Here is a 24,746-nt window from a genome sequence, read left to right on the forward strand (position 1 = left end):
CGGCGAACGGGGCGGGGAGGCCGCTTGGCATCGTATCGGCGCGCCACTAAGGTGCGCGCCGATCCCCCCAATTACGCCGATCGGATCCTGCCAGCGATGCCCCGCCCGCGTTACAACCGCATCCTGCTGAAACTGTCCGGCGAAGTGCTGATGGGCACTGGCGGACTTTCGATCGATCCGGCGGTAACCGCGCGTGTCGCCGGCGAGATCGCTCACGCCAAGGAAATGGGCTACGAACTTTGCGTCGTGGTCGGCGGCGGCAACATCTTCCGTGGGCTTGCCGCTGCGGCGCAGGGCTTCGAGCGCGCCACGGCCGACTATATGGGCATGCTGGCGACGGTGATGAACGCGCTGGCGGTACAGAACGCGCTCGAGCAGATCGGCGTCGATACGCGGGTCCAGTCAGCGATTCCGATGGCATCGGTGTGCGAGCCCTTCATCCGTCGCCGGGCCGAGCGGCATCTGGAAAAGGGCCGGATCGTGATCTTCGCGGCCGGCGTCGGCAGCCCGTTCTTCACCACTGACAGCGGGGCCGCGCTGCGCGCCGCCGAGATGAAATGCGACGCGCTGTTCAAGGGCACATCGGTGGACGGCGTCTATGATGCCGATCCGAAGAAGGTGCCGACCGCAACCCGTTATGAAACCGTGAGTTTCAACCGCGTCCTGTCCGACGATCTCAAGGTCATGGATGCCAGCGCGGTTGCGCTGTGTCGCGACAACAACATCCCGATCGTGGTGTTCAATATCCGCGAGCGCGGCAACCTGGCCCGCGTGCTGGCGGGCGAGGGGATTGCGACGACGGTCCAGAATGAGGAGACGGCCGATGCCCGCCTATAACAAGCCCGATATCGAGCGTCGCATGCACGGTGCGGTCGAATCGCTGAAGGGTGACTTGTCCGGCCTGCGGACCGGCCGCGCGACGACGTCGCTGCTCGATCCGGTCACGGTCGAGGTCTATGGCGCGCAGATGCCGATCGTGCAGGTCGCCACCGTATCGGTGCCCGAGCCGCGACTGATCTCGGTGCAGGTGTGGGACAAGTCCAATGTCGGCCCGGTCGACAAGGCCATCCGTTCGGCCGGGTTGGGTCTCAACCCGATTGTCGACGGCACCACGCTGCGTTTGCCGATTCCCGACCTGACGGAGGAGCGCCGCAAGGAACTGGCCAAGCTCGCCGGTCAATATGCCGAGAAGGCCCGGGTCGCGGTGCGCAACGTTCGCCGCGACGGCATGGATGCGCTGAAGACCGACGAGAAGAAGGGCGAATTCGGCGAGGACGAGCGGAAGCGTCACGAGACCGAGATCCAGAAGCTCACCGATGCCACCATCGCCGACATCGATGCGACGGCGGGCGCCAAGGAAAAGGAAATCCTGGGCAAGTGAGCCGGGCGCGTGCAGCGTCTGACAGCGTGACGCCGGCCATGTCGGCGCCAGCTGCGGTGCCGCGTCACGTCGCCATCATCATGGACGGCAACGGCCGCTGGGCCAAGCGGCGCCTGTTGCCGCGCGTGGCTGGCCATCGTCAGGGCGCTGAAGCGGTGCGGCGTACGATCCGCGCGGCGCGCGACCTCGGTATCGAAGTGCTCACGCTCTACGCCTTTTCATCCGAGAACTGGCGTCGGCCCGAGGCTGAGATCGCCGACCTGATGGGCCTGCTGCGCCATTATCTGCGCGCTGAACTCGACGAGCTGCATGAAAACGCGATCCGCCTGCGGATCATCGGCGATATCAGTCGCTTCGCGCCCGATCTGCGCGCCATGATTGAAGATGCGGTAGCGCGCACCCGGGCCAATCGCGGCGCGACGTTGGTGATCGCGCTGAATTATGGCGCGCAGGACGAGCTGGTGCGGGCGGCACGGGCGCTGGCGGCTGATGCGGCGGCCGGGACGCTCGATCCCAAGGCGATCGATGCTGCGGCGATCGAGGCAAGGCTTGATACGGCCGACCTGCCCCCGCTCGATCTGCTGATCCGCACGTCAGGCGAACAACGTCTGTCGAACTTCATGCTGTGGCAGGCGGCCTATGCCGAATTACGCTTCACCGATATCCTGTGGCCAGACTTCGATGCCGCCGCATTGGCCGAAGCGGTCGCCGATTATGGGCGGCGTGACCGGCGTTACGGCGGTCTATGACGGGCGGCAGCGTCCGGCGCAGGGTGCTGAGACGGATCATACCGGGGCGGGCCCCGGGCGCGCGCCGGTCCGATCTCGCCACCCGCGCAATTGCGGGCGGGGCGATGATCGCGGTGGCGCTGGCTTGCCTGCTGCTGGGCGGGCTCGCCTTCTGGGCGCTGGCCTGCGCCGCCGCCTTGCTGATGGTCGGCGAATGGGCCGGCCTGATGCGTTGTACGGAAGGCCGTATCCGGCTGGCACTGGTGGCTTTCGCGCTGCCTGTGATCGCGCTGGCGCCGATCGTCGCCGGGCCGGGACGCGACACGGTCGCGCTGCTGATCGCAACTGCGCTGGCAGTTATGGTGGCCGGCAACAGCGCGAGGCTGGGGGCAGGGCTCGTCTATGCCGGTCTGCCGACCGCGGGGCTGTTGTTCCTGCGCGAGCAGCCGGATGGCCTGTGGCTGGCACTGTGGACGCTCGCGATCGTCTGGGCGACGGATATCGGTGCCTATTTCGCGGGACGCCGGTTTGGCGGGCGCAAGCTGGCGCCGCGGCTGAGCCCCAACAAGACCTGGGCGGGGCTCTACGGCGGCATGGCGGGCGCACTTGTGGCCGGCGCGGTGATCGCGGTCCTGGGCGGGCTCGGGCCGGCCTTTTTCGTGCTGGGCGCGCCGCTGGCGGTGACAGCGCAGATGGGTGATCTGTTCGAAAGCTGGCTGAAGCGGCGCGCGGGCGTCAAGGATTCGGGTCGATTGCTGCCCGGCCATGGCGGCGCCTTGGATCGGCTGGACGGAGTCGTCCCGGTCGCTGTGATCGTCGCCGGTGCCGTGGCTGGGGGGCTGTTGTGAGCCGCCGGACGATCAGCATCCTCGGCGCGACCGGATCGGTCGGCGCGTCGACGCTCGATCTGGTGGAGCGACACCCGGACCGTTTCGAGATCCTGGCGTTGACCGCGCATCGCGATGTCGCCGGGCTTGCCGCGGCCGCGAGGCGGACCGGGGCGCGGCTGGCGGTGATCGGCGACGAGACGGTGGCGCCCGAGCTTGCGGCAGCGCTGGCCGGCAGCGGGATCGAAACCGCCGCCGGCTGCGATGCAGTGCGCGACGCCGCCGCGCTCGGCGCGGATTGGACGATGGCCGCGATCGTGGGCTGTGCCGGGCTGCCGCCGGTGATGGCGGCGATCGAGGCGGGCGGCACGGTGGCGCTGGCCAACAAGGAAGCACTGGTTTCGGCAGGCGCGCTGATGACGGACGCTGCCCGCCGTCATGGCGCAACGCTGCTGCCGGTCGATTCGGAGCATAATGCGGTCTTCCAGTGCCTGGATTCCGCGCAGATCGACCGGGTGGCGCGGATTATCCTGACGGCCAGCGGCGGCCCGTTCCGCCGCACCTCGCTCGAGGCGATGCGGGCAGTGACGCCGGCACAGGCGGTCAAACATCCCAACTGGTCGATGGGCGCGAAGATCTCGGTCGATTCCGCCACGCTGATGAACAAGGGGCTGGAGCTGATCGAGGCATTCCACCTGTTCCCGGTCGGCGCGGATCGGCTGGACGTGGTGGTGCACCCGCAGTCCGTGATCCATTCGATGGTGGAATATGTCGACGGGTCGGTGCTGGCGCAGCTCGGTACGCCCGACATGCGGACGCCGATCGCTCACACGCTGGCCTGGCCGGACCGGATGGAAGGCCCGTCGGCCCGGCTCGATTTCGCGACACTGGGCGCGCTGGAATTCGAGGCGCCCGATCTGGCACGCTTCCCGGCGCTGGGCCTGGCGATGGCGGCGATGCGCGCCGGCGGCGCGCGCCCTGCGATCCTGAATGCGGCCAACGAAGTGGCGGTCGCCGCCTTTCTTGCCGGCCGGATCGGCTTCCTCGATATTGCCGCAATCGTCGGTAAAGTATTGGATCGCTACGATCCCGCCGCGCCGTCGTCGATCGACGCGGTTTTTCAGATCGATGCCGAGGCGCGGGTCGCAGCCGCCGCGGCGATGGAGAGCATGAACCCGTGATCGACGCCCCCGGCATCCCACTGACCGTGATCGCCTTCTTCCTGGTGATCGGCCCGCTGATCTTCATCCACGAGATGGGCCATTATCTGGTCGGCCGCTGGTTCGGCGTGAAGGCGGAAGCCTTCTCGATCGGGTTCGGCAAGGAAGTGGCGGGCTGGACCGACAGCCGTGGCACGCGCTGGAAGGTCGGCTGGATGCCGCTCGGCGGCTATGTGAAGTTTGCCGGGGACATGAACCCGGCATCCCAGCCCAGCGAGGAATGGCTGGCGCTGCCGCCCGAGGAACGCGCGCAGACGTTCCAGGCGAAGCCCGTTTGGCAGCGCTTCCTGATCGTGCTGGCGGGTCCGCTCGTGAACTTCCTGTTCGCGATCCTGGTGTTCATGGCGGTGTTCGCCGCGTTCGGACAGGCGCGCACGCCATCGCTGGTCGGCGCGGTCGAGCCGGGATCGGCAGCCGCGGCGGCGGGCATCCGTGCCGGGGATCGGCTGACGATGGTGGCGAACCGGTCGGTCGATCATTTCGAGGATATCGGCCGGATCGTGGTGATCCGCGCTGGCGAGACCGTTCCGGTCGATGTCTATCGCGACGGCCGACAGCTGCACCTGACCGCCCGGATCGGTACCGAACTGCAGCGTGACCGGTTCGGCAACGAATTCAAGGTGGGCTTGCTGGGCATTCGCGGCACCGGCCGCCAGGTGCGCGAACCGGTCGCCTTGCTGGACCTGCCGTTCGTCGCAGTCGAGCGGACGGTGCAGGTGGTGCGGATGATCATCGATACCAGTTGGCAGATCATCTCCGGCCGCCGTTCGGTCAAAGAGCTCGGCGGTCCGCTCAAGATTGCGCAGTTCTCCGGACAGATGGCGACGCTCGGCTGGTTCGATCTGCTGATGTTCATGACGATGATCTCGATTAATCTGGGATTCATCAACCTGTTGCCAATCCCGCTGCTGGATGGGGGGCACCTGCTCTTCTATGGCGTCGAGGCAGTCAGGCGGCGGCCGGTCAATCCGCAGGTGACTGAATGGGCGTTCCGTTCGGGCCTGGCGGTGCTGCTGGCGTTCATGATGTTCGTGACGGTTAATGATCTGAGCTCTTTCGGTCTGTGGACGCGCCTAGCCGGGTTGATCGGCTGACGCGCATCGGGCAGGGCAGCGGATCGACGGATGCCTCGCAAGCGGCATTCGCGGGGAGTGCGCCATCGCCCGGCGGGCGGCGGTCGGATCAGAAGGCGGGATGCGTGACAGCTGTAATGGGTAGCAAGGGCGGCCGGCGGATTGCCTCGGCATTGATGGTGAGCACCATCCTGGGCGGTGGCCCGCTCTATGCGCAGATGGCGACCGGCCCGATCCAGGCCGCGCCCGTACCGACCACTCCGGCTCCGGTGGTGGGCAATGCCAGTACCGTGGTGCGCACGATCAGCGTGACGGGAAACCAGCGGCTCGAAGCGGATACCGTCCGCTCCTACATCAAGCTGCGGCCTGGCGATCCCTACAGCCGTGAAGCCGGCGATCAGGCGCTGAAGGATCTCTACGCGACCGAACTGTTCGCCGACGTGACGGTGACGGATTCCGGCAATGGCGACATCACCATCCAGGTGCGCGAGAATCCGGTGATCAATCGGATCGTGCTCGAAGGCAACAAGCGCCTCAAGGAAGACAAGATCCGCCCCGAGATCAAGCTCGCGGCGCGGCAGATCTTCACCCGATCGAAGGTCCGCGCCGATGTCGCGCGGATCATCGAGCTCTATCGTCGCCAGGGCCGTTTCGCCGCGACCGTCGAGCCCAAGATGGTGACGCTCGACCAGAACCGTGTCGATATCGTGTTCGAGATCAGCGAAGGTGCGAAGTCCAAGGTTCGCCAGATCAACATCATCGGCAACGAGAAGTTCAAGGACAGCGAGCTGCGCGGCGAGATGGCGACCAAGCAGTCGCGTCTGCTGAACTTCTTCTCGTCCGGCACCAGCTATGATTCCGATCGCCTGGCCTACGACCAGCAGAAGCTGCGCCAGTTCTACCTGACTCAGGGCTATGCCGATTTCCGCGTGATCTCGGCGGTGGCCGAACTGACGCCGGACAAGCGCGACTTCATCATCACCTATGTGGTGGAGGAGGGCGAGCGCTACAAATATGGCGAGGTCGGCCTGGAAAGCGAGATCCGCGACATCAAGTCCGAGAACTTCAAATATCTGCTGCCGATGAAGCAGGGCGACTGGTACAACGCCAAGCAGATCGAGGACACCGTCGACCGCATCACCGAGACGACCGGGCTGCTGGGCTTCACGCCCGAGGTTCAGCCCGATTTCGTGCGCGACAAGGAAGCCAAGACCATGTCGGTCACCTTCCAGATCCGCGATGCGCCGCGCCGCTATGTCGAACGGATCGACATCAACGGCAACACCACCACGCGCGACAAGGTGATCCGGCGCGAATTCCGGCTGTCCGAAGGCGATGCGTTCAACAGCTTCCGCGTCAAGCGCTCGCGTGACCGGATCCAGAGCCTGGGATATTTCCAGGACAAGTTCGAGATCGAGCAGAAGCCTGGATCGACCCCGGACCGTGTGGTGCTCGAAGCGAATGTCGAGGAGAAGTCGACTGGCGAGCTGCAGGTTTCGGCCGGCTTCTCGTCGCTCGAGCGGTTCATCGTCGATCTGTCGATCCGCCAGCGCAATTTCATGGGCAAGGGCCAGGAGTTGCGCGCGAGCGTCAACTATTCCAGCTATTCCAAGTCGATTGAGCTGGGCTTCACCGAGCCCTATCTGTTCGACCGGAACATTGCGGTCGGCGTCGACGTGTTCCGGCGTGACTACAACTCGTTCAACTTCATCAACAACAACCGCAACACCACCTATCAGCAGGTGACGACCGGCTTCCAGGTCCGCGCCGGCGTGCCGCTGACCGAGTTCGTCAGCCTCGCGCTGCGCTATGGGCTAAGCTACGATGACGTGACTCTCGACCGCGACACTTTCTTCTCGAACGGCGTCTGCGATCCGCTGTTGGCGGGCCGCTATCTCTGCGAAGCGATCGGCAAGCGCACGACCTCGTCGGTCGGCTACAGCCTGGTCTACAACACGCTGAACAACAGCGTCCGGCCGACCGCGGGCAACCGGGTCGTGCTGAGCCAGGATTTCGCGGGCCTCGGCGGCAGCGTGAAATATATCAAGACGCGGATCGACGCGGACAAATATTTCAATCTGGGATCGGGCTTCATCTTCAACCTCGGCGTCGAGGGTGGCTACATCAAGGGTCTGGGCCAGGATGTCCGGCTCACCGACCGCTTCTTCCTGGGCGAGCCGCAGATGCGCGGCTTCGGCATTCGCGGCGTCGGCCCGCGGGTGCTGCGTCGCTTCTATGACCAGGCAACGCCGCCGGCGCTGATCCTGGATCGCAGCAGTTCGACCGACGATGCGCTGGGCGGCAATGCCTATTATCTGGGCCGGGCGGAGCTTGAGATTCCACTCGGTTCGGGTGCGCGCGAACTGGGTCTACGCCCGTCGATTTTCGCCGATGTCGGTGCGGTATTCAGCGTGCGGAACCCGCAGCCTATCTCGAACCCGCCGCCCGGGCTGCAGCGGCGCGATGCCAATGGCAATCTGCTCTACACGATCGCCGCCGACCAGACGAATGCGGGCCTGACCACGACCTGCGCGACTGGCATGATGACGGCCGCCGGCGGACCGTGCGTGGGTGCCTTTACCAACGATCCGCTACGCGTGCCGGCGTTCGAGGAAGTGTTCCTCGGCGATACGCCCAAGCCGCGCGTCTCGGTAGGTATCGGCGTCAACTGGAATTCGCCGTTCGGGCCGTTCCGCATCGACGTCGCCAAGGCGCTGCTCAAGGAGCCGGGCGACAACACCAAATTGTTCACGTTCAACGTAGGGACACAGTTCTGATGAAGAAGATCCTTTCCACCCTGGCGATCGCCACGGGTATCGCGGCGGTGGCGCCGGTTTCGGCGCAGCAGGCGGTGGGCGTGGTCGATCTCGACCGTGCCGTCGCCAGCGTGACGGCCCTGCGTACTGCCGAGGGCCAGATCCAGACCCAGTACAAGCCGCAGATCGACGCGTTCAACGCGCGCCGCACTGCCGCCACCACCGAACTCCAGAACCTGCAGCGCGAGATCCAGACGCTTCAGGCGAATTCTGCCACGCCGCCGGCCACGCTGCAGGCGAAGGTGACGGCGTTCCGTACGCGGGAAGCCGCGATCCAGCGTGAACTCGCCCCGCTGGCCGCCCCGTTCCAGCGCCCGCTGGCCTATGCCCAGAGCCAGGTCACCGAGAAGCTGGAGCAGGCGCTGCGCGCCGCGATGACCGCCAAGCGCGTCGGCGTGGTGCTGAACCCGCAGCAGGCGGTGCTGACGCTGCCTTCGAACGATATCACTGCTGATGTGACGACGCAGCTCAACACGCTCGTCAAGACCGTCAGCACGACGCCGCCGGCGAACTGGCAGCCTGGCCAGCCCGCGGCCGCAACGCCGGCCGCAGCCACCCCGGGCCGGTGAGCGAGACGACCGAGGCTGCGGCCGCCATCGGCCCGCTGGATATCCGGCGGGTGATGGCGGGGCTGCCGCATCGCTATCCGATGCTGCTGGTCGATCGGGTGGAGGAGATCATCCCCAATCGATCGATCCGCGCGACCAAGGCGGTGTCGATCAACGAACCGTTCTTCCAGGGCCATTTTCCGGGCCGCCCGATCATGCCGGGCGTGCTGATCGTGGAGGCGCTGGCGCAGGCGGCCGGCGTTCTGGCGATCGAATTGCTCGGCCTCGCGGATAGCGGCAAGCTCGTCTATTTCATGGCGATCGACGACGCGAAGTTCCGCGTTCCAGTCGAGCCGGGCGTACTGCTGAGCCTCGAGGTGGAATTCGTGCAGCAGCGCGCGTCGGTCAGCAAGTTCGCCGGCAAGGCGCTGGTCGGTGGCAAGGTGGCCGCGCAGGCCAATTTCACCGCGATGATCGCCGATCAGCCGGCCTGATCGGTCAGCATCCAGCCGCTGGCACCGGGCGTCACCCCGAACCAGCGGCTGATCGCCTGATCGGATAGCGCGTCCGCCGCCGGACCATCGGCCACGATCCGGCCGCCATCCACCACCAGCACCCGATCCGCCCACACACGGGCAAGCGCGAGATCGTGGATTGCCGCAACTACGGCGGCACCGCGATCGGCCTCTGCGCGCAACAGCGCCATCGTCTCGATCTGGCGGCGCGGATCGAGATTGGCGACGGGTTCGTCGAGCAGCAGTACCGCCGGCCGGGCGACCAGCGCGCGGGCGAGCAGGATGCGCGCGCGCTCCCCGGTCGAGAGCCTGTCCGCTCGCCGGTCTGCCAACGCGCGCCCATCGACCAGTGCGAGCGCCGCTTCCACCGCCGCCGGATCGCGCGTCGCACCCAGGCCCAGCGCCACCACATCGCGGGCGGCGAGCGGCCAGGCGATCGCGCGCCCGGCGGGAGCGAATGCCAGCGCGCGAAGGCGGCGGGCGGGGGGCAGGCGATCGAGCGCGACGCCATCGATCGCCACGTCACCGCTCCCCGCGACACCGGCGATGGCGTGGAGCAGGCTCGTCTTGCCGGCCCCATTGACGCCGACGACCGCGACCAGCTTGCCGCGGTCGAGATCGAGGTCTGTCGCCTGCAGCCGGCCCTCGACCTGAAGCGCGCGGGCGACGAGGCGGGTCATGCGCGCCAGTCCGCGCGGGCGCGGACGATCAGCCACAGGAAGAAGGGCGCGCCGAACAGCGCGGTCAGCAGGCCGACCGGAAGCGGCCGGCCCGCCGGCGCGAACCGCACCGCCAGGTCGGCGGCCAGCAACAGCGTGGCGCCGATCGCGGCGGCGGGCAGGATCGCGCGACCGGGATGCCCGGCGGTCGATCGCCGTGCGAGGACGGGCGCGACGAGGCCTATGAAACCGACCGCACCGCACACCGAAACTGCAGCGCCGATCCCGACTGCGGCCACCACGACGATGCGGCGGCGCAGGCGATCGAGATCATGCCCCATGCTGCGCGCAGCTTCTTCGCCCAGCGCCAGCGCATCGAGCGCCGGGCCGTCGCGCGCCAGCAGCGCGATCGCGGCGGCGGCCGGGACAGCTACGAACGCGGCCTGAGCCAGGCTACGATCGACCAGCGATCCCATCAGCCAATCATAGGCGTCGTAGAAGGCGAACGGGGAGGGGGCGAGCGCAAGCGCGAGCGCGGTGGCAGCGCCGGTGACCGCGCTGATCGCGACCCCAGCGAGCAGCAAGGTGGCGGTACCGGCACGCGGGCCGGCCAGCAGCAGCAACAGGCCTAGCGCAATCAGCGCTCCACCAACGCCGCCGGCCAGTAGGGCCAGCGGGGTCGCGAAGCCGAGCAGATAGGAGGTCACCACTGCCCCCAGCGCCGCGCCGCCGCTGGCCCCGGTGATGTCGGGCGATGCCAGCGGGTTGGCGAACAGTGCCTGGATCGCGGCACCCGACGCGCCCAGCATCGCTCCATAGCTGAGCGCCAGCAGTGCGCGTGGCAGCCGCAGTTCGAGAAGGATCGTCGTCGCGAGCGCGGGATCGTCGCGCCACAATGTCGCCAGCCCGGTCGCGGGCAGCAGCAGCGCGGCCGCGAACAGCGCCGCGATCAGCACGGGCGCGATTCGCATCATTGGCCGAGCGACCGCAGCCGCGCGATCTCGGGGATCAGGCTCGGACCTAGGCAAGTCCAGCGGCGGCCCTCGGTGCGGATCCGGCGCAGGCGTGGCATTCGGGCAAGTGCGGGCTGCTTCAGCCACTGCGCTTCCCGCGACGCCTGCCCGGCGCGATAGTCGCTGGTCAGCAGCACCGCGGGCGGGCGTCGAAGCAGCGTTTCGAGATCGATCCGCCCGCCCGGCAGCGGGCGCTGGCGATAGCCGGCCAGCGCCAGCCACTGCGCTCCAAGCCCGTCCGAAGACAGCGATCGCCCGCCGCCCGACAGATAGATGGCGTCATGCCGCCGGCCGGGTACCGTCCGCGACAGCGCGACGATACGCGCCGCCAGCGCGCGGCCCCGATCCGACCGGCCGACCGCATTGCCGACGATCCGGATCGATCGGACGACGTCTTCGAGCGTCGCCGGGAAGGGCAAATCGACCAGTCGCGCCCCGATCGCCTGAGCGATCCCGGCGCGATCGCGGCCGCTGCCGCCCATGGTCACGATCAGATCGGGCCTGAGCGGCGCGACCGACAGCAGGCTGCCGTCGTTCGCGCGGGTGCGACGGGCGGCCTGCCACAGCGCGCTTTCCGCCGGATCGCGGGACAGATGGGTGACGCTGGCGATCCGCACGGGATCGGCCAGCATCAGCACAAGTTCGTCGCTGCACAGGTTGAGCGACGCGATCCGCATCGGTGCCGCGCTATGCGCCGAAGCGCACGCGCACGCCGCCATGGATGCTGCGACCAGGCGTGTTGTAGCCCACCACATCCTGATAGTTCGCATCGCCCAGATTCTCCACGCGCCCGAACAGTTCCAGCGCCGGCGCGATCCGGAAGGCGATCCGGGCGGAAGCCAGCACATAATCATCCAGCATCACGGTCTGCGCCGGGAATAGATCGAAATCGGTATCGCGCCGCTTTCCGACATAGCTGAGCGCGGCACCCAGCGTCAGCCGGTCGGCGGTCCAGTCCGCCACCAGATTGCCGCTGTGGCGCGGGCGGCGTACCTCGCGCTGCTGCAGCCCCGCCGCCACCTGCTGATCCTTCGCATCGAGCCAGGTGTAGTTGGCGCTGATCCGCAGCCCCTCGATCGGACGCACTTCGCCGGTCAGCTCCACGCCGCGGCGCTTCGACTTACCGGTCGCGTTGGCAGCGGACGACAGGAAGGTGGTTGAATCGAATACCGATACGATTTCGTCGCGCAGGCGGTTGGAGAAGGCGGTCACGCCGAGATCCAACACAGGGCTGCGATAGCGGACGCCCGCCTCATAGCCCTTGGAGCGTTCCGGGATCAGGTTCGGATTGCCGACGAAGCTGCCGGGGAAGAAGCCGTAGAGATCGAAGAAAGTCGGCTGCGCGATGCCCTCGCCATAGCCGGCAAAAAGGGCGAAGCGGTCGGTCGGGCGCACGATCAGGTTTGCGCGCACCGTCGTCTCGTCGGCAAAGCGGTTGAAGTCGTCGTGACGGACCGCGACATCGGCCGACAGGATATCGAGCGAGGCGCGCCACTGGCCGACATAGGCGGTGCGGCCGCGGGTGCGGCGCTGATCGGTGAAGCCGCCGAACTGCGTGTCGCTGGTCTCGAAGCTCTCGTCCTCGCGCTCGATCCGGCCGACCAGTTCGTGTGCCACCGCGCCGGTATCGAAGCGCGCGGCAACCTGGCTGGCGACGCGGAAGCGATCGCCCTGGCTGTCGTTCAGCGGTGTAGTGCCATCCCGATTGCGATTGTCGCTGTCGAGATATTGCGCCTCGACCAGCAGCGCGAGCGGAGCGCGCGGATCGAGCCCGAGGCGCCCCCAGGCGCGCACCGCCTTCGTGTCGGTGCGGGTCGAATTGGCGGTGTCGGCGCGCAGGAAGGTGACGGGATCGGTACCGTCGAACTGGCTCTCATGACGCAGGTAACGGCCGACGATGCCGAACTCGCCATCGCTGCCGGGGCGGGCGACCGCCTTCAGGCTGATCGTGCGGGTCTCGTATCCGTCGCGATCACCGGTGCCGCCGCCCAGGATGTCGATACCGTCCTCGCGCTGCCAGCTGGCGGTGGCGGAGACGCCGGCCTTGTCCGATCCGAACGCGGCGGACGCGACACCACGGGCGGATTCGCGACTGCCATATTCGCCGGTCAGCGTGGCGGAGGAGGCACCGATCGGATCGGGCGTCTCGAGCGCGATAACACCGCCCAGCGCTTCCGATCCGAACAGTGCGGACTGTGGGCCGGTGATCACTTCGATCCGGCCGAGGCCGTCTGCGGCCAGCGTTTCGAACCGCGCCTCGTTGCCGGCGGCGGGATCGTTGAAGGCGATGCCGTCGATCAGGAGCAGCGTGTGGTTCGCCTCGGCCCCGCGCAGGCGGACCTGCGCCTGCGCCCCGCGCGCGCCGCTGGTCGCGACAGACACACCCGGCGCGAAGCGGATCAGGTCAGTGACGCCGACGGCCCCCAGCGCATCAATGCGATCCGCATCGATCACGGTGGCGGAGACGGCAGTTTCATCGGCCGGCACGGGTGTGAGCCCCGCGGTGACGATGATCTCAGGCGCAGCGAGGGCCGCGGCCAGCGTGGTGGTGGCGAACAGGATGGACATCGATATCAACTCCGCAACGACAGGCAGTCGTCACGGCGATCCGTAGCCACCATTGGCGCCGGATCACGCGCTGGCGGCTGGACCCGGCCGGGCGCGGACGACAGCGGAGGCAGGTCTCCTGGCTTGCGGGTCATCACCCGTCTCCCCGCCTTCCCGGCCGAATGGCCAGTGGCGTGTGGGGAGGGGGCTCGCCGCTCACAGTTGCGGGCACAGCGCCGGATTTCCGCCGGCTTCCCTTTTCACCCCCGTTGCCGGGGGCACCTTCGCTGCGGCGGGCGGTTAGGGGGATGGTGCAGTGCGGTCAAGCGGCTTGTCAGTTCGGGTGGCAGCCGCTATGCGCGCGCCTCTCTCCCGGCTGGTCGGAAACCAGCCCCAATCGGAGCCTGAACATGAAGAAGGACATTCACCCCAAGCTGAACCGCATCACGGTTCAGATGACCGATGGCACCACGTTCGAGACGCGGTCCACCTGGGGGAACGACGGCGACACGCTGACGCTGGACATCGACCCTACCGTACACCCGGCCTGGACCGGCGGGCGCGGCACGATGCTGGATTCGGGCGGTCAGGTCGCGCGCTTCAACAAGCGCTTCGGCGGCCTCACGCTCGGCGGCAAGAAGTAAGCAGCGCGGCCGGCCCCGCGCCGGCCGCCGCTCAGCGCCTCAGCGCGGCGACCATGCCGGCGGCGATCGACAGGGCAATCTCGGCCGGGCCGAGCGCGCCGATGTCGATTCCCGCCGGCGCGTCGATTCGGGCGAGGTCGGCATCGCTGACGCCGGCGGCGCGCAGCCGATCCAGCCGGGCGGCGTGGCTGCGCTTCGATCCCAGCGCCGCGACATAGCTGGTTGGCCGGGCCAGCGCCGCGATCAGCGCCGGATCGTCGATCTTTGGATCGTGGCTGAGCGTGACGACGGCCGTCTCGGCACCGGGGTCGAGCGCGGCGATCGCTTCATCCGGCCAGCGGGAATCGAGAGTAAGGCCTGGAAAACGCTCCTCGGTCAGGAAACGCTCTCGCGGATCGACGATGATGGTGCGTGCATCGAGCGGACCGGCATAGGCGGCCAACGCCTGCGCGATTTGCACAGCGCCCACGATGATCAGCCGGCGCGGCGGGCGGTAGCGGTTGACGAACGCGCCCTCGCGGGGATCATCGGCGATCAGGCTCTGACCACTGGCCAGATCGGTGGTGATCGCAAGCGCGCGGGCGGACGCGCGCGCTTCCGCCAGTGCGGCAAACAGCGAACGCGGGAAGCCGCCCTCGGCGACCGACTGCACGAGCACGCTGATCGCTCCGCCACAGGGCAGATGCGCTTCCCAGGCGGCATCGTCGCTGATCGTGAAATCGAGCAGCCGGCTCTCGCCGCTGGCGATGGCATCGGCCGCGGCCTGCAAAATCTCGTTCTCGACGCACCCGCCCGAGACGGAACCTTCGAAGCGCCCGTCTTCGTGCACCAGCATGTGGCTGCCGCGCGGGCGGGGGGCGGACCCCCAGGTCGAGACGACGGTGGCGAGTGCCATGCCGCCGGGAGACTGGGCGGAGGCCAGCAGGCGATCGAGTTCGCCGGTGCCGGCGGGGGTGGGCGATATCATGCCCGCGATCTAGGCAGGCAGGTGCGCCACCGCAACGGCGCTCAGTCGTCGATCGTCCGGCGAAACGTCTCCGGCAGCCAGATCAGGCCGATCACGACCGTCGCCGCCGCCACGATCACGGGATACCAGAGCCCGTAATAGATATTGCCGGTGGCCGCGACCATCGCGAACGCCGTCGTCGGCAGGAAGCCGCCGAACCAGCCATTGCCGATATGATAGGGCAGCGACATCGACGAATAGCGGATGCGGCTGGGGAAGAGTTCGACCAGCAGCGCCGCGATCGGGCCATAGACCATCGTCACCAACAGCACGAGCGCGGTCAGGATCGCGACGACCTTCACGCGATCGATCTGCGCGGGATCGGCCTTGGCGGGGTAGCCGGCGGCGGCGAGGGTTGCGGTCAGATCTGAACGGAAGGCGGCGATATCGGCCTTGGCCGACGGCGTGGCGAGGCTGGCTTCGGGTGCCGTTAGCGCCATACCGCCAATCTGAACGACGGCAGCCGCGCCGGGCGTATCTGCCTGGGCGTAGCTGATCCCCGCCTTCGCCAGCGCTGACTTCACGATGTCGCACCCCGTCGTCTCGAAACTGTTGCGCCCGATCGGATCGAACTGGACCGAGCAGCGCGCCGGGTCGGCTGAGACGGTAACGGGAGCCGCCGCTTGCGCACGGGCGAGCGCGGGGTTGGCGGCGGTGGTGAGCGCGCCGAACAGTGGAAAATAGCTGAGGGCTGCGAGCGCGCAGCCGGCGAGGATGATAGGCTTTCGTCCAATCCGATCCGACAGCCAGCCGAAGAAGACGAAGAACGGCGTGCCGATCGCCAGCGCGATCGCGATCAGGATGTTGGCGGTCGCGCCATCCACCCGCAGCGTCTTCTCCAGGAAGAACAGCGCGTAGAACTGGCCGGTGTACCAGACCACCGCCTGCCCCGCGACCGCGCCCAGCAGTGCGATCAGCACCCAGCGCAGATTGCCCCACCGCGCGAACGCCTCCGTCAACGGGGCCTTCGATGTCGCGCCTTCGTCCTTCATCTTCTGGAACACCGGGCTTTCGGCCAGCTGAAGCCGGATCCACAGCGACACTGCCAGCAGCAGGATCGAGACCAGGAACGGCACCCGCCAGCCCCAGGTGGCGAACGCGGCCTCGCCAATCGCGCCGCGCAGGCCGATCACGACGATCAGCGCGGCGAACAGGCCCAGCGTCGCGGTCGTCTGAATCCAGCTGGTGAAGAAGCCGCGCCGGCCGGGCGGGGCGTGTTCGGCGACATAGGTCGCGGCACCGCCATATTCGCCGCCAAGCGCCAGCCCCTGCAGCAACCGGAGCGATACCAGGATCAACGGCGCGGCGACCCCGATCGATGCATAGGAGGGCAACAGACCCACCGCGAAGGTGGACAGGCCCATGATCGCCATCGTGACCAGGAAGGTGTTCTTGCGGCCGACCAGATCGCCGATCCGCCCAAAGATCAGCGCGCCGAACGGCCGCACGGCAAAACCCGCGGCAAAGGCGGCGAGCGCCAGGATGAACCCGGTTGTCTCGTTCACGCCCGAGAAGAATATCGCGGAGATATGTGCCGCGAGCAGGCCGTACAGATAGAAATCATACCATTCGAATATGGTGCCGAGTGAGGATGCGGCGATCACCTTGATCTCGGCCCGCGTCACCCGCGTCCGGCCCGATCCTGCCGCATCCACCATGCCGTCGCTCTCCCCGTTGTTGCGCGCCTTATGGAGCGGTGATCGCCCGCCGGTCGAGCCCCGGGCAAAATACTATGCGGATGCTATGCAAGGCACGGAAACCGATCTCGCTTTGCTACGCGCGGCGGACCTAATTGCGCGTCCTCTCGATCAGACGGAGGACGAGCGTGCAGGACATGATCTGGATCGCGGTGATGGCGGGGCTGGCGGCGGCAACGCTGGCCTATGCCCGGTTGTGCGACGCTGCCTGAGGCACACGCGCGATGACCCTCGATCTCTGGCTCGCCGCGATCACCGCGCTCGGGCTGCTCGTCTATCTCGTGGCGGCGCTGATCCGCCCCGAACGCTTCTGAGGACGCTGACATGACCATCCAGGGCTGGACCCTGATCCTCGGCTTCGTCGCCATCCTGCTGCTGCTGACCAAGCCGGTCGGCCTGTGGCTGTTCGCGCTCTACGAAGGGCGGCGCACGCCGCTGCATGCGGTTCTCGGCCCGGTCGAGCGCGGCTTCTATGTCGCGGCCGGCATCGATCCCGCGCAGGAGCAGGGCTGGCGGCGCTACGCGCTGCACATGCTGCTGTTCAACATCGTGCTGATCGGCTTCACCTATGCCGTGCTGCGACTGCAGGGTGTGCTGCCCGGCAATCCGCAGGGGCTGCCCGGGTTGAGCCCGCATCTGGCGTTCAACACCGCGATCAGCTTCGGCACCAACACCAACTGGCAGAGCTATGGCGGGGAATCGACGATGTCGAACCTCAGCCAGATGCTAGGGCTGGCGATCCACAACTTCCTGTCAGCCGCAACCGGCATCGCGCTGGCGTTCGCGCTCTTCCGTGGCTTCGCCCGGCGTGAGTTCAAGACGATCGGCAATTTCTGGGCGGATTGCACGCGGGTGACGCTGTATCTGCTCCTGCCGGCCTGCATCCTCTACGCGCTGTTCCTGATTGCGAGCGGCGTGCCGCAGACGTTGGCCGGTACGGTCGACGTCGCCACGCTGGAAGGCGCGAAGCAGACGCTGCTGCTGGGGCCGGTCGCCAGCCAGGAAGCGATCAAGATGCTCGGCACCAATGGTGGCGGCTTCTTCAACGCCAATTCGGCGCATCCGTTCGAAAACCCGACCGGCCTGACCAACCTCGTCCAGATGCTGTCGATCTTCGTGATCGGCTTCGGGCTGACATGGTGCTTCGGCAATGCCGTCGGCAACACCCGCCAGGGTTGGGCGATCCTGGCCGCCATGATGATCTTGTTCCTCTGCGGCGTGGCGGTCAGTTACTGGCAGGAGGCGGCGGGAAATCCGGTGCTCCATGGCCTCGGCGTCGCCGGCGGCAACATGGAAGGCAAGGAAGTCCGCTTCGGCATCGCCGCCTCCGCCCTTTTCGCTACGGTAACGACGGCGGCTTCGTGCGGCGCGGTCAACGCCATGCACGACAGCTTCACCGCGCTTGGCGGCATGATCCCGCTGTTTAATATGCAGCTGGGCGAAGTGGTGGTGGGCGGCGTCGGCGCCGGCATCTACGGCTTCCTGCTGTTCGCCATCCTCGCGGTATTCGTCGCCGGGCTAATGGTGGGGCGCACGCCCGAATATGTCGGCAAGAAGATCGAGGCGCGCGAAGTGAAGCTGGCGGTGCTGGCGATCGCGGTGCTGCCGTTGACGATCCTGTCGCTGGCGGCGCTAAGTTCGGTGGCGGGGCCGGGACTGGCCGGGCCGCTGAACAAGGGGCCGCACGGCTTTTCGGAAATCCTCTACGCCTTCACCAGTGCGGTCGCCAACAACGGCTCCGCTTTCGCCGGGCTCACCGCCAATACCGAATGGTATAACGGGCTGCTTGGGATGGGCATGTGGATCGGCCGCTTCTTCGTGATCGTGCCGATGCTGGCAATCGCGGGCAGCCTGGCCGCCAAGAAATACACGCCCGACAGCGCCGGATCCTTCCCGACCACGGGTGCGCTGTGGATCGGCCTGCTGGTGGGCATCGTGCTGATCCTGGGCGGCCTCACCTTCCTGCCGAGCCTCGCGCTTGGCCCCATCGCCGATCATCTCGCGATGATCAACGGCCAGACCTTCTGACGGGATCGCAGATCATGACCCGCACCGAGAAGAGCTCGCTCTTCACATCCGACCTGGTGATCGCCGCGATCGGCGACGCCTTCCGCAAGCTCGACCCGCGGCAGCTGGCCCGCAATCCGGTGATGTTCACCACCGCCGCGGTGGCGGTGCTGCTCACCATCCTGCTCGTCGTCGGGCAGGATGGGCTGACGACCGGCTTCAAGCTGCAACTGGTCGTCTGGTTGTGGCTGACCGTGCTGTTCGGCACCTTTGCCGAGGCCATCGCGGAAGGCCGCGGCAAGGCGCAAGCCGCGTCACTGCGCGACACCAAGGCCGATCTGCGCGCCAAGCTGCTGACCGGCGTCGGCGATATCTGGGAACTGGTGCCCGCCACCCGCCTGTCGGTGGGCGACGAGGTGCTGGTCGAGACGGGTGATCTGATCCCGTCCGATGGCGAGGTCGTCTCGGGGGTGGCATCGGTGAACGAAGCCGCGATCACCGGCGAGAGCGCGCCCGTGATCCGGGAGGCAGGCGGGGACCGTTCGGCGGTGACGGCGGGCACGCGCGTGATTTCGGATTCGATCCGGGTGCGTGTGACGGTGGAGCCCGGGCAGGGCTTTCTCGACCGGATGATCGCGCTGGTGGAAGGTGCCGAGCGGCAGAAGACGCCGAATGAGATCGCGCTGACGCTGCTGCTGGTGGGGCTGACGATCATCTTCCTGATCGCGGTCGGCACGGTGCCCGGCTTCGCCAGCTATGCGGGCGGCAGCGTGCCCGTCGCCATTCTGGCCGCGCTGTTGATCACGCTGATCCCGACCACGATCGCCGCCCTGCTGTCCGCGATCGGGATCGCGGGGATGGACCGGCTGGTGCGCTTCAACGTGCTCGCCAAATCGGGCCGCGCGGTGGAGGCGGCGGGTGACATCGACGTACTGCTGCTGGACAAGACCGGCACGATCACGATCGGCGATCGTCAGGCATCCGAGTTCCGCGCGGTCGGCGGCACGAGTGCCGATGCACTGGCCGAGGCCGCTTTGCTCGCCAGCCTGGCCGACGAGACCCCTGAGGGCCGATCGATCGTGGTGCTGGCGCGCGACCGCTTCCAGGTGCGCACTACGACATTGCCCGAAGACGCGGAAGTGATCGGCTTCACCGCGCAGACCCGCATCTCTGGTGTCAAGATCGGCGGCCGTACGATCCAGAAGGGCGCGGTCAACTCGATCCTGAAGGCGAACCCCGGGGCAGGCGAGACCGCGGCGGCGACCGAGCTGCGCCGCATCACCGACGAGATCGCGCGCGCCGGCGGCACCCCGCTGGCGGTGGCCGAGGACGGCCGGCTGCTGGGCGCGATCTTCCTGAAGGATGTGGTGAAGGCCGGCATTCGCGAGCGGTTCGGCGAACTGCGCACGATGGGGATCCGCACGGTGATGATCACCGGCGACAATCCGCTGACCGCCGCCGCCATCGCGGCCGAGGCCGGGGTCGACGACTTCCTCGCGCAAGCCACCCCCGAGGACAAGCTGGCGCTGATCCGGCGCGAACAGCAGGATGGCCGGCTGGTCGCGATGTGCGGGGATGGCACCAACGATGCGCCCGCACTGGCCCAGGCCGATGTCGGCGTGGCGATGAACACCGGCACGCAGGCTGCGCGCGAGGCCGGCAACATGGTCGATCTCGACAGCGATCCGACCAAGCTGATCGAGGTCGTCGGGCTCGGCAAGCAGCTGCTGATGACCCGCGGCGCGCTGACCACCTTCTCGGTCGCCAACGATGTCGCCAAATATTTCGCGATCATCCCGGCGATGTTCGTCGCGCTCTATCCGGGGCTGGGCGTGCTGAACGTGATGGGGCTGGCCAGCCCGGAAAGCGCGATCCTTTCGGCGATCATCTTCAACGCGCTGATCATCCCGCTGCTGGTGCCGCTGGCGCTGAAGGGTGTCGCGTACAAGCCGATGGCGGCGGGGCCGCTGCTGGCGCGCAATCTGGCCGTCTACGGACTGGGCGGCCTCGTCGCGCCGTTCGTGGGGATCAAGATCATCGACCTGGCCGTCAGCGGCCTGGGTCTCGCCTGAGGACATCGACATGGGCAAGGACATCACCAGCGCGCTGCGGCCCGCTTTCATCTTCACGATCCTGTTCGCGCTGCTGCTGGGGATCGGCTATCCTCTGGCGATGACGGGGATCGGCCAGACACTGTTTCCGGCACAGGCGAACGGCAGCCTGGTGCGCGAGGGCGGCCGGGTGATCGGCTCCACGGTGGTGGGGCAGGCTTTCGTATCCGATCGCTATTTCCGCACCCGTCCGTCGGCTGCCGGCAAAGGCTATGATGGGCTCGCCTCGTCGGGCTCCAACCTGGGGCCGACCAGCGCGGTGCTGGTCGATCGCGCGCGCGCCGATGTCGCCGCGCAGCGTGCCGGGGGCCTCGCCGGACCGATGCCAGCCGATCTTGTCACCACGTCTGGTTCGGGCCTCGATCCGGACCTTTCCCCCGATGCAGCGCAGGCTCAGGTTGAGCGCGTCGCAGCCGCGCGTGGCGTGCCGGTCGATCGCGTCCGCGCACTTGTCGAGCGTCAGGTCGATGCGCCGCTGCTCGGTATCATCGGCGAACCGCGGGTCAACGTGTTCGCTCTGAACCGCGCGCTTGACGCCATGGCACCGCGTTGAACGCAGCGCCGGCGCGCCCGTCTCCGGAAGCCCTGTTGCGGCAGGCCGCGCAAGAAGGGCGTGGCCGGCTGAAGATCTTCCTTGGCGCGGCGCCCGGCGTGGGCAAGACCTATGAGATGCTGTCCGACGGCGCCAGCCGGCGTCGCGACGGTGTCGACGTCGTGATTGGTGTGGTCGAAACGCATGGCCGGTTCGAGACCGAGGCACTGGTACGCGGCCATGAAGTGATCCCGCGCCGTCCGGTCCGCTACGAGGGACGGACGTTGGAAGAAATGGATGTCGATGCCGTCATCGCCCGGCATCCGCGCCTCGTGCTGGTCGACGAGCTGGCCCACACCAACGCACCGGGCAGCCGCCATCCCAAGCGATACCAGGATGTCGAGGAACTGCTGGCGGCCGGCATCGATGTCTATTCGACGATCAACATCCAGCATGTCGAAAGCCTCAACGATGTGGTGGCCTCGTTCACCCGCGTCCGCGTGCGCGAGACCGTGCCGGACAGTATACTCGAGGCGGCTGAGATCGAGGTCGTCGATATTCCGCCCGACGAGCTGATCGACCGGCTGAAGGCTGGCAAAGTCTATCTGCCGCAGGAAGCGACGCGCGCGCTGTCGCATTTCTTTTCCAAGTCGAACCTGTCGGCATTGCGCGAACTGGCGTTGCGCCGCGCGGCCCAGGCCGTCGATGCGCAGATGCTGGATCATGTCCGTGCGCTGGGCGTCGGCGGTACCTGGGCCGGGGGCGAGCGGATCGTGGTCGCGGTCAGCGAATTGCCCGGGGCCGACAGCCTGATCCGCGCCACCAAGCGGATCGCCGACGCCCAGCGCGCGCCGTGGACGGCCGTCTATATCGAAACCGCGCGGGCCCAGACGCTTTCCGCCGCCGATCAGCGCCGCATCGCCGAGACGCTGGATCTGGCGGCCCAACTCGGCGGCGCAGTCGCTTCGGTCCCGGCCACCTCGGTGCTCACTGGCCTGAAGACGTTCGCGGCCGAGGCGCGTGCGACTCAGCTGGTGGTCGGCAAATCCTCGCGCTCGCGATGGTTCGAGCTGCGGCACGGCTCGGTCGTCGATCGGCTGGTTCGCGAGACGCCGGGGATTGCGGTTCACGTCATGCCCATGCCGCAGCCTGTCGGCGGCCGCGTCTCGGGTCCGCTCTGGTCACAGCTGGCCGGCGATTGGGGGCGGCCGGCCGGCTATGGCTGGAGCGCGGCGATGGTGGCGGGTGTTACCGCGGCGGGCAGCGCACTGTTCCACATCCTCGATCTCGGCAATGTCGCCCTGCTGTACCTGCTGCCGGTCATGGTCGCTGCCAGCCTGTTCGGGCTTCGCACGGGGCTTTTCGCCGGCATCGCATCAAGCCTGGCCTACAACTTCTTCTTCCTGCCGCCGACCGGCACGCTGACGATCGCAAACCCTGAGAATATCGTGTCGGTGCTGGTATTGCTGGGGGTGGCGATCGCGACCAGCCAGCTGACCGCGCGGGTGCGTGCGCAGGCCGATCTGGCCGCGGCAAGCGCACGCACCAATGCCGCGCTGGCCGGTTTCCTGCGCGCGCTGACACCGCTCAACGATCCGGTCGCACTGGCGCGGGCGATCTGCGACGAAGTCGGCCGGCTGTTCGGCCTGCAGACGGTGATCCTCGTGGCGGATGGCGGCAGCCTGGTCGTGCAGGCGGCCAATGCAATCGATTACCGGCTGGACACGATCGAGATGGCGGCAGCCCAGTGGGCCTTCGATACGGCAACCCCGGCCGGGCGGGGATCTGGGACGCTGACTGCATCGGACTGGCTGTTCCAGCCGCTGCGGGCGGGCGAACGCACGGTGGCGGTACTTGGCCTATCGCGTGCGAGCGGGGGGGATCCGATCCGGCCGGACCAGCTGCAGCTGCTGAAGGGGCTGATCGATCAGTCCGCGCTCGTGCTCGAACGGCTGCGCCTGGAGATGGAAATGCGCGACGTCGATGCCGTGCGCGAGCGGGACCGGCTGCGCGCTGCTCTGCTGTCTTCCGTCAGCCATGATCTGCGGACGCCGCTGACATCGGTGATGGCGGCCGCCGCGGCGTTGCGGGGCGGGGCGACCCCGGATCTGATCGATACGATCGAGAGCGAGGCCGGCCGTCTCAACCGGTTCGTGGGCAATCTGCTCGACATGGCTCGGGTGGAGGCGGGTGCGCTACGCCTGAAGCTCGAACCCGTCGACCTGACCGATGCCGTGGCGGGCGCGGCTCACGACACGCGGAGCGCTTTGGCGGGCCATCCCGTGCAGCTGGACGTACCGCCCGACCTGCCGCTGGTGCGCGTCGATCCGCAGCTGCTGCATCACATCCTGATCAATTTGTTCGACAATGCCGGCCGCTATGCGGATGCGGGCACGCCTATCATCATCCGGGGTCGACATCGCCACGCTGTGCTCACCCTGCAGATCATCGATCAGGGGCCCGGTCTGCCGCAGGGGCAAGAGCGTGACGTGTTCGATACTTTCCACAGGTTGGAAGGATCGGACCGCGCGGCCGGCGGCACAGGGCTCGGGCTTGCCATCGTCAAGGCTTTTGCTGAAGCCATGGGGATGACGGTCGAGGCAGGCAATCGTGAGGGCGGCGGCGGGGCGGCATTCAGCCTGCAATTCCCTTCCGGCCTTCTCGTGCGCGATACCGGCGAGGATGTGGCATGAGCGGGCCGCTGGTACTGATCGTCGATGACGAGCAGCCGATCCGACGGCTGCTGCGCAATACGCTTGAGCGTGCCCGATACGAGGTCGCCGAGGCGGCCGATGCCGCATCCGCACTGGCAGCCGCGCGGGGCTCGCCGCCGGCCGCGATCCTGCTCGATCTCGGGCTCCCGGATCGCGACGGGCTCGAGCTGGTCACGCTGCTGAAAGGGCAGGGCGATCCCGTCATCATCATGGTGTCCGCACGCGAGGCGACCGACCAGAAGGTGGCCGCGCTCGATCTTGGCGCGGACGACTACATCACCAAGCCGTTCGATTCGGAGGAGCTGCTGGCGCGCCTGCGCGCCGCGCTACGTCATCATGGTGCCGTGATCCGCGTGCCAGCCACGCTGCGCGCGGGTGAGGCCATGATCGATCTGGAACGACGCCTGGTGCGCCGCGCCGACGGAGTGGAGAGCCATTTGACGCGCAAGGAGCATGACGTGCTGGCGGCGCTCGCCCAGCATCCCGGCCGTGTCGTCACGCATCAGCGGATCATGGCCGCCGCCTGGCCGCGCGAGCATGACCATCGCATCGAATATCTGCGGATCGTGATCCGCAACCTGCGCCAGAAGCTGGAAGGCGCCAACGCGGTAGGATCGGTGATCGCGAACGAACTCGGCGTCGGATACCGGCTGCTGGCCGACTGAGGACCGCATGAGCCCATCGCGAGGCTCATGGATGGCTGCCGAG

At 67.6% G+C, this 24,746-nt stretch carries 22 protein-coding genes and 1 riboswitch; of the genes, 16 read left to right on the top strand and 6 right to left on the bottom strand.

Features of this window, described 5'->3' with window-relative positions:
- Window positions 1-96: 96 nt before the first annotated feature.
- The 9 genes from pyrH to fabZ all read left to right on the top strand — a co-directional run bounded on the left by pyrH (window position 97) and on the right by fabZ (window position 9,087).
- Window positions 97-837, top strand: a complete 741-nt coding sequence (gene pyrH / locus ABC347_RS03990) for a UMP kinase (RefSeq protein ID WP_413246992.1) — start codon at window positions 97-99, stop codon at window positions 835-837.
- Entirely contained in the window at window positions 824-1,381 is a 558-nt protein-coding gene (gene frr / locus ABC347_RS03995; protein WP_413244450.1) for a ribosome recycling factor, read from the top strand. The genes pyrH and frr overlap by 14 nt, the downstream gene beginning before the upstream one ends.
- A gap of 38 nt (window positions 1,382-1,419) precedes the next feature.
- Complete coding sequence (locus tag ABC347_RS04000; RefSeq protein WP_413246993.1) at window positions 1,420-2,130, top strand: isoprenyl transferase; 711 nt, start codon at window positions 1,420-1,422, stop codon at window positions 2,128-2,130.
- A complete protein-coding gene (locus ABC347_RS04005) occupies window positions 2,127-2,957 on the top strand; it encodes a phosphatidate cytidylyltransferase (protein WP_413244451.1) in 831 nt (276 codons plus the stop codon). Before ABC347_RS04000 ends, ABC347_RS04005 begins: the two co-directional genes overlap by 4 nt.
- On the top strand, window positions 2,954-4,117 hold the full coding sequence (locus tag ABC347_RS04010; protein WP_413244452.1) for a 1-deoxy-D-xylulose-5-phosphate reductoisomerase: 1,164 nt from the start codon (window positions 2,954-2,956) through the stop codon (window positions 4,115-4,117). Before ABC347_RS04005 ends, ABC347_RS04010 begins: the two co-directional genes overlap by 4 nt.
- Window positions 4,114-5,250 (top strand): M50 family metallopeptidase, encoded by a 1,137-nt coding sequence (locus ABC347_RS04015; protein ID WP_413244453.1) that lies wholly within the window; start codon window positions 4,114-4,116, stop codon window positions 5,248-5,250. The genes ABC347_RS04010 and ABC347_RS04015 overlap by 4 nt, the downstream gene beginning before the upstream one ends.
- Window positions 5,251-5,366: 116 nt before the next feature.
- Window positions 5,367-8,006 (top strand): outer membrane protein assembly factor BamA, encoded by a 2,640-nt coding sequence (gene bamA / locus ABC347_RS04020; protein WP_413246994.1) that lies wholly within the window; start codon window positions 5,367-5,369, stop codon window positions 8,004-8,006.
- Window positions 8,006-8,614, top strand: a complete 609-nt coding sequence (locus ABC347_RS04025) for an OmpH/Skp family outer membrane protein (protein ID WP_413244454.1) — start codon at window positions 8,006-8,008, stop codon at window positions 8,612-8,614. Before bamA ends, ABC347_RS04025 begins: the two co-directional genes overlap by 1 nt.
- Window positions 8,611-9,087 (top strand): 3-hydroxyacyl-ACP dehydratase FabZ, encoded by a 477-nt coding sequence (gene fabZ / locus ABC347_RS04030; RefSeq protein ID WP_413244455.1) that lies wholly within the window; start codon window positions 8,611-8,613, stop codon window positions 9,085-9,087. The genes ABC347_RS04025 and fabZ overlap by 4 nt, the downstream gene beginning before the upstream one ends.
- Here the strand turns inward: fabZ and ABC347_RS04035 are convergent.
- The 4 genes from ABC347_RS04035 to ABC347_RS04050 are packed head-to-tail and all read right to left on the bottom strand — an operon-like array spanning window position 9,075 to window position 13,348.
- Window positions 9,075-9,788 (bottom strand): ABC transporter ATP-binding protein, encoded by a 714-nt coding sequence (locus ABC347_RS04035; RefSeq protein WP_413244456.1) that lies wholly within the window; start codon window positions 9,786-9,788, stop codon window positions 9,075-9,077. The genes fabZ and ABC347_RS04035 overlap by 13 nt on opposite strands.
- Complete coding sequence (locus ABC347_RS04040) at window positions 9,785-10,738, bottom strand: FecCD family ABC transporter permease (protein WP_413244457.1); 954 nt, start codon at window positions 10,736-10,738, stop codon at window positions 9,785-9,787. Before ABC347_RS04040 ends, ABC347_RS04035 begins: the two co-directional genes overlap by 4 nt.
- Window positions 10,738-11,457, bottom strand: a complete 720-nt coding sequence (locus tag ABC347_RS04045) for an ABC transporter substrate-binding protein (RefSeq protein ID WP_413244458.1) — start codon at window positions 11,455-11,457, stop codon at window positions 10,738-10,740. The genes ABC347_RS04040 and ABC347_RS04045 overlap by 1 nt, the downstream gene beginning before the upstream one ends.
- A 10-nt stretch (window positions 11,458-11,467) precedes the next feature.
- The gene (locus tag ABC347_RS04050) at window positions 11,468-13,348 is read right to left on the bottom strand and encodes a TonB-dependent receptor plug domain-containing protein (RefSeq protein WP_413244459.1); all 1,881 of its coding nucleotides are present in this window, start codon (window positions 13,346-13,348) and stop codon (window positions 11,468-11,470) included.
- Window positions 13,349-13,439: 91 nt separating this feature from the next.
- Window positions 13,440-13,628: riboswitch (cobalamin riboswitch) on the bottom strand.
- Between the two features lie 109 nt (window positions 13,629-13,737).
- Here ABC347_RS04050 and rpmE point away from each other — a divergent pair.
- A complete protein-coding gene (gene rpmE / locus ABC347_RS04055) occupies window positions 13,738-13,971 on the top strand; it encodes a 50S ribosomal protein L31 (protein ID WP_413244460.1) in 234 nt (77 codons plus the stop codon).
- A 31-nt stretch (window positions 13,972-14,002) separates the two neighbouring features.
- On the opposite strand, the gene ABC347_RS04060 is transcribed toward rpmE, so the two are convergent.
- Together ABC347_RS04060 and ABC347_RS04065 are read right to left on the bottom strand one after the other, a co-directional pair.
- Entirely contained in the window at window positions 14,003-14,866 is an 864-nt protein-coding gene (locus tag ABC347_RS04060; RefSeq protein ID WP_413246995.1) for an XdhC family protein, read from the bottom strand.
- A 113-nt stretch (window positions 14,867-14,979) separates the two neighbouring features.
- A complete protein-coding gene (locus ABC347_RS04065) occupies window positions 14,980-16,635 on the bottom strand; it encodes an MFS transporter (RefSeq protein WP_413244461.1) in 1,656 nt (551 codons plus the stop codon).
- A 263-nt stretch (window positions 16,636-16,898) separates the two neighbouring features.
- Here ABC347_RS04065 and kdpF point away from each other — a divergent pair, with 263 nt between their 5' ends.
- From kdpF to ABC347_RS04095, 6 genes are read left to right on the top strand one after another with little or no spacing between them, the layout of a single operon-like run.
- Window positions 16,899-16,988, top strand: a complete 90-nt coding sequence (kdpF, locus tag ABC347_RS04070; RefSeq protein WP_413244462.1) for a K(+)-transporting ATPase subunit F — start codon at window positions 16,899-16,901, stop codon at window positions 16,986-16,988.
- A gap of 10 nt (window positions 16,989-16,998) precedes the next feature.
- Window positions 16,999-18,702 carry a potassium-transporting ATPase subunit KdpA gene (gene kdpA / locus ABC347_RS04075; RefSeq protein ID WP_413244463.1) on the top strand — a complete coding sequence of 568 codons (1,704 nt, stop codon included), beginning with the start codon at window positions 16,999-17,001 and terminating at the stop codon, window positions 18,700-18,702.
- A 14-nt stretch (window positions 18,703-18,716) separates the two neighbouring features.
- On the top strand, window positions 18,717-20,753 hold the full coding sequence (gene kdpB / locus ABC347_RS04080; protein WP_413244464.1) for a potassium-transporting ATPase subunit KdpB: 2,037 nt from the start codon (window positions 18,717-18,719) through the stop codon (window positions 20,751-20,753).
- Window positions 20,754-20,763: 10 nt separating this feature from the next.
- Window positions 20,764-21,345, top strand: coding sequence for a potassium-transporting ATPase subunit KdpC (gene kdpC, locus ABC347_RS04085; protein ID WP_413244465.1), 582 nt, complete (start codon window positions 20,764-20,766; stop codon window positions 21,343-21,345).
- On the top strand, window positions 21,342-24,017 hold the full coding sequence (locus ABC347_RS04090) for a DUF4118 domain-containing protein (RefSeq protein ID WP_413244466.1): 2,676 nt from the start codon (window positions 21,342-21,344) through the stop codon (window positions 24,015-24,017). The genes kdpC and ABC347_RS04090 overlap by 4 nt, the downstream gene beginning before the upstream one ends.
- A complete protein-coding gene (locus tag ABC347_RS04095; RefSeq protein WP_413244467.1) occupies window positions 24,014-24,703 on the top strand; it encodes a response regulator transcription factor in 690 nt (229 codons plus the stop codon). The genes ABC347_RS04090 and ABC347_RS04095 overlap by 4 nt, the downstream gene beginning before the upstream one ends.
- Window positions 24,704-24,746 lie beyond the last annotated feature (43 nt).

This window comes from Sphingomonas canaveralia (assembly GCF_047238125.1).
GTDB lineage: Bacteria > Pseudomonadota > Alphaproteobacteria > Sphingomonadales > Sphingomonadaceae > JBDFMH01.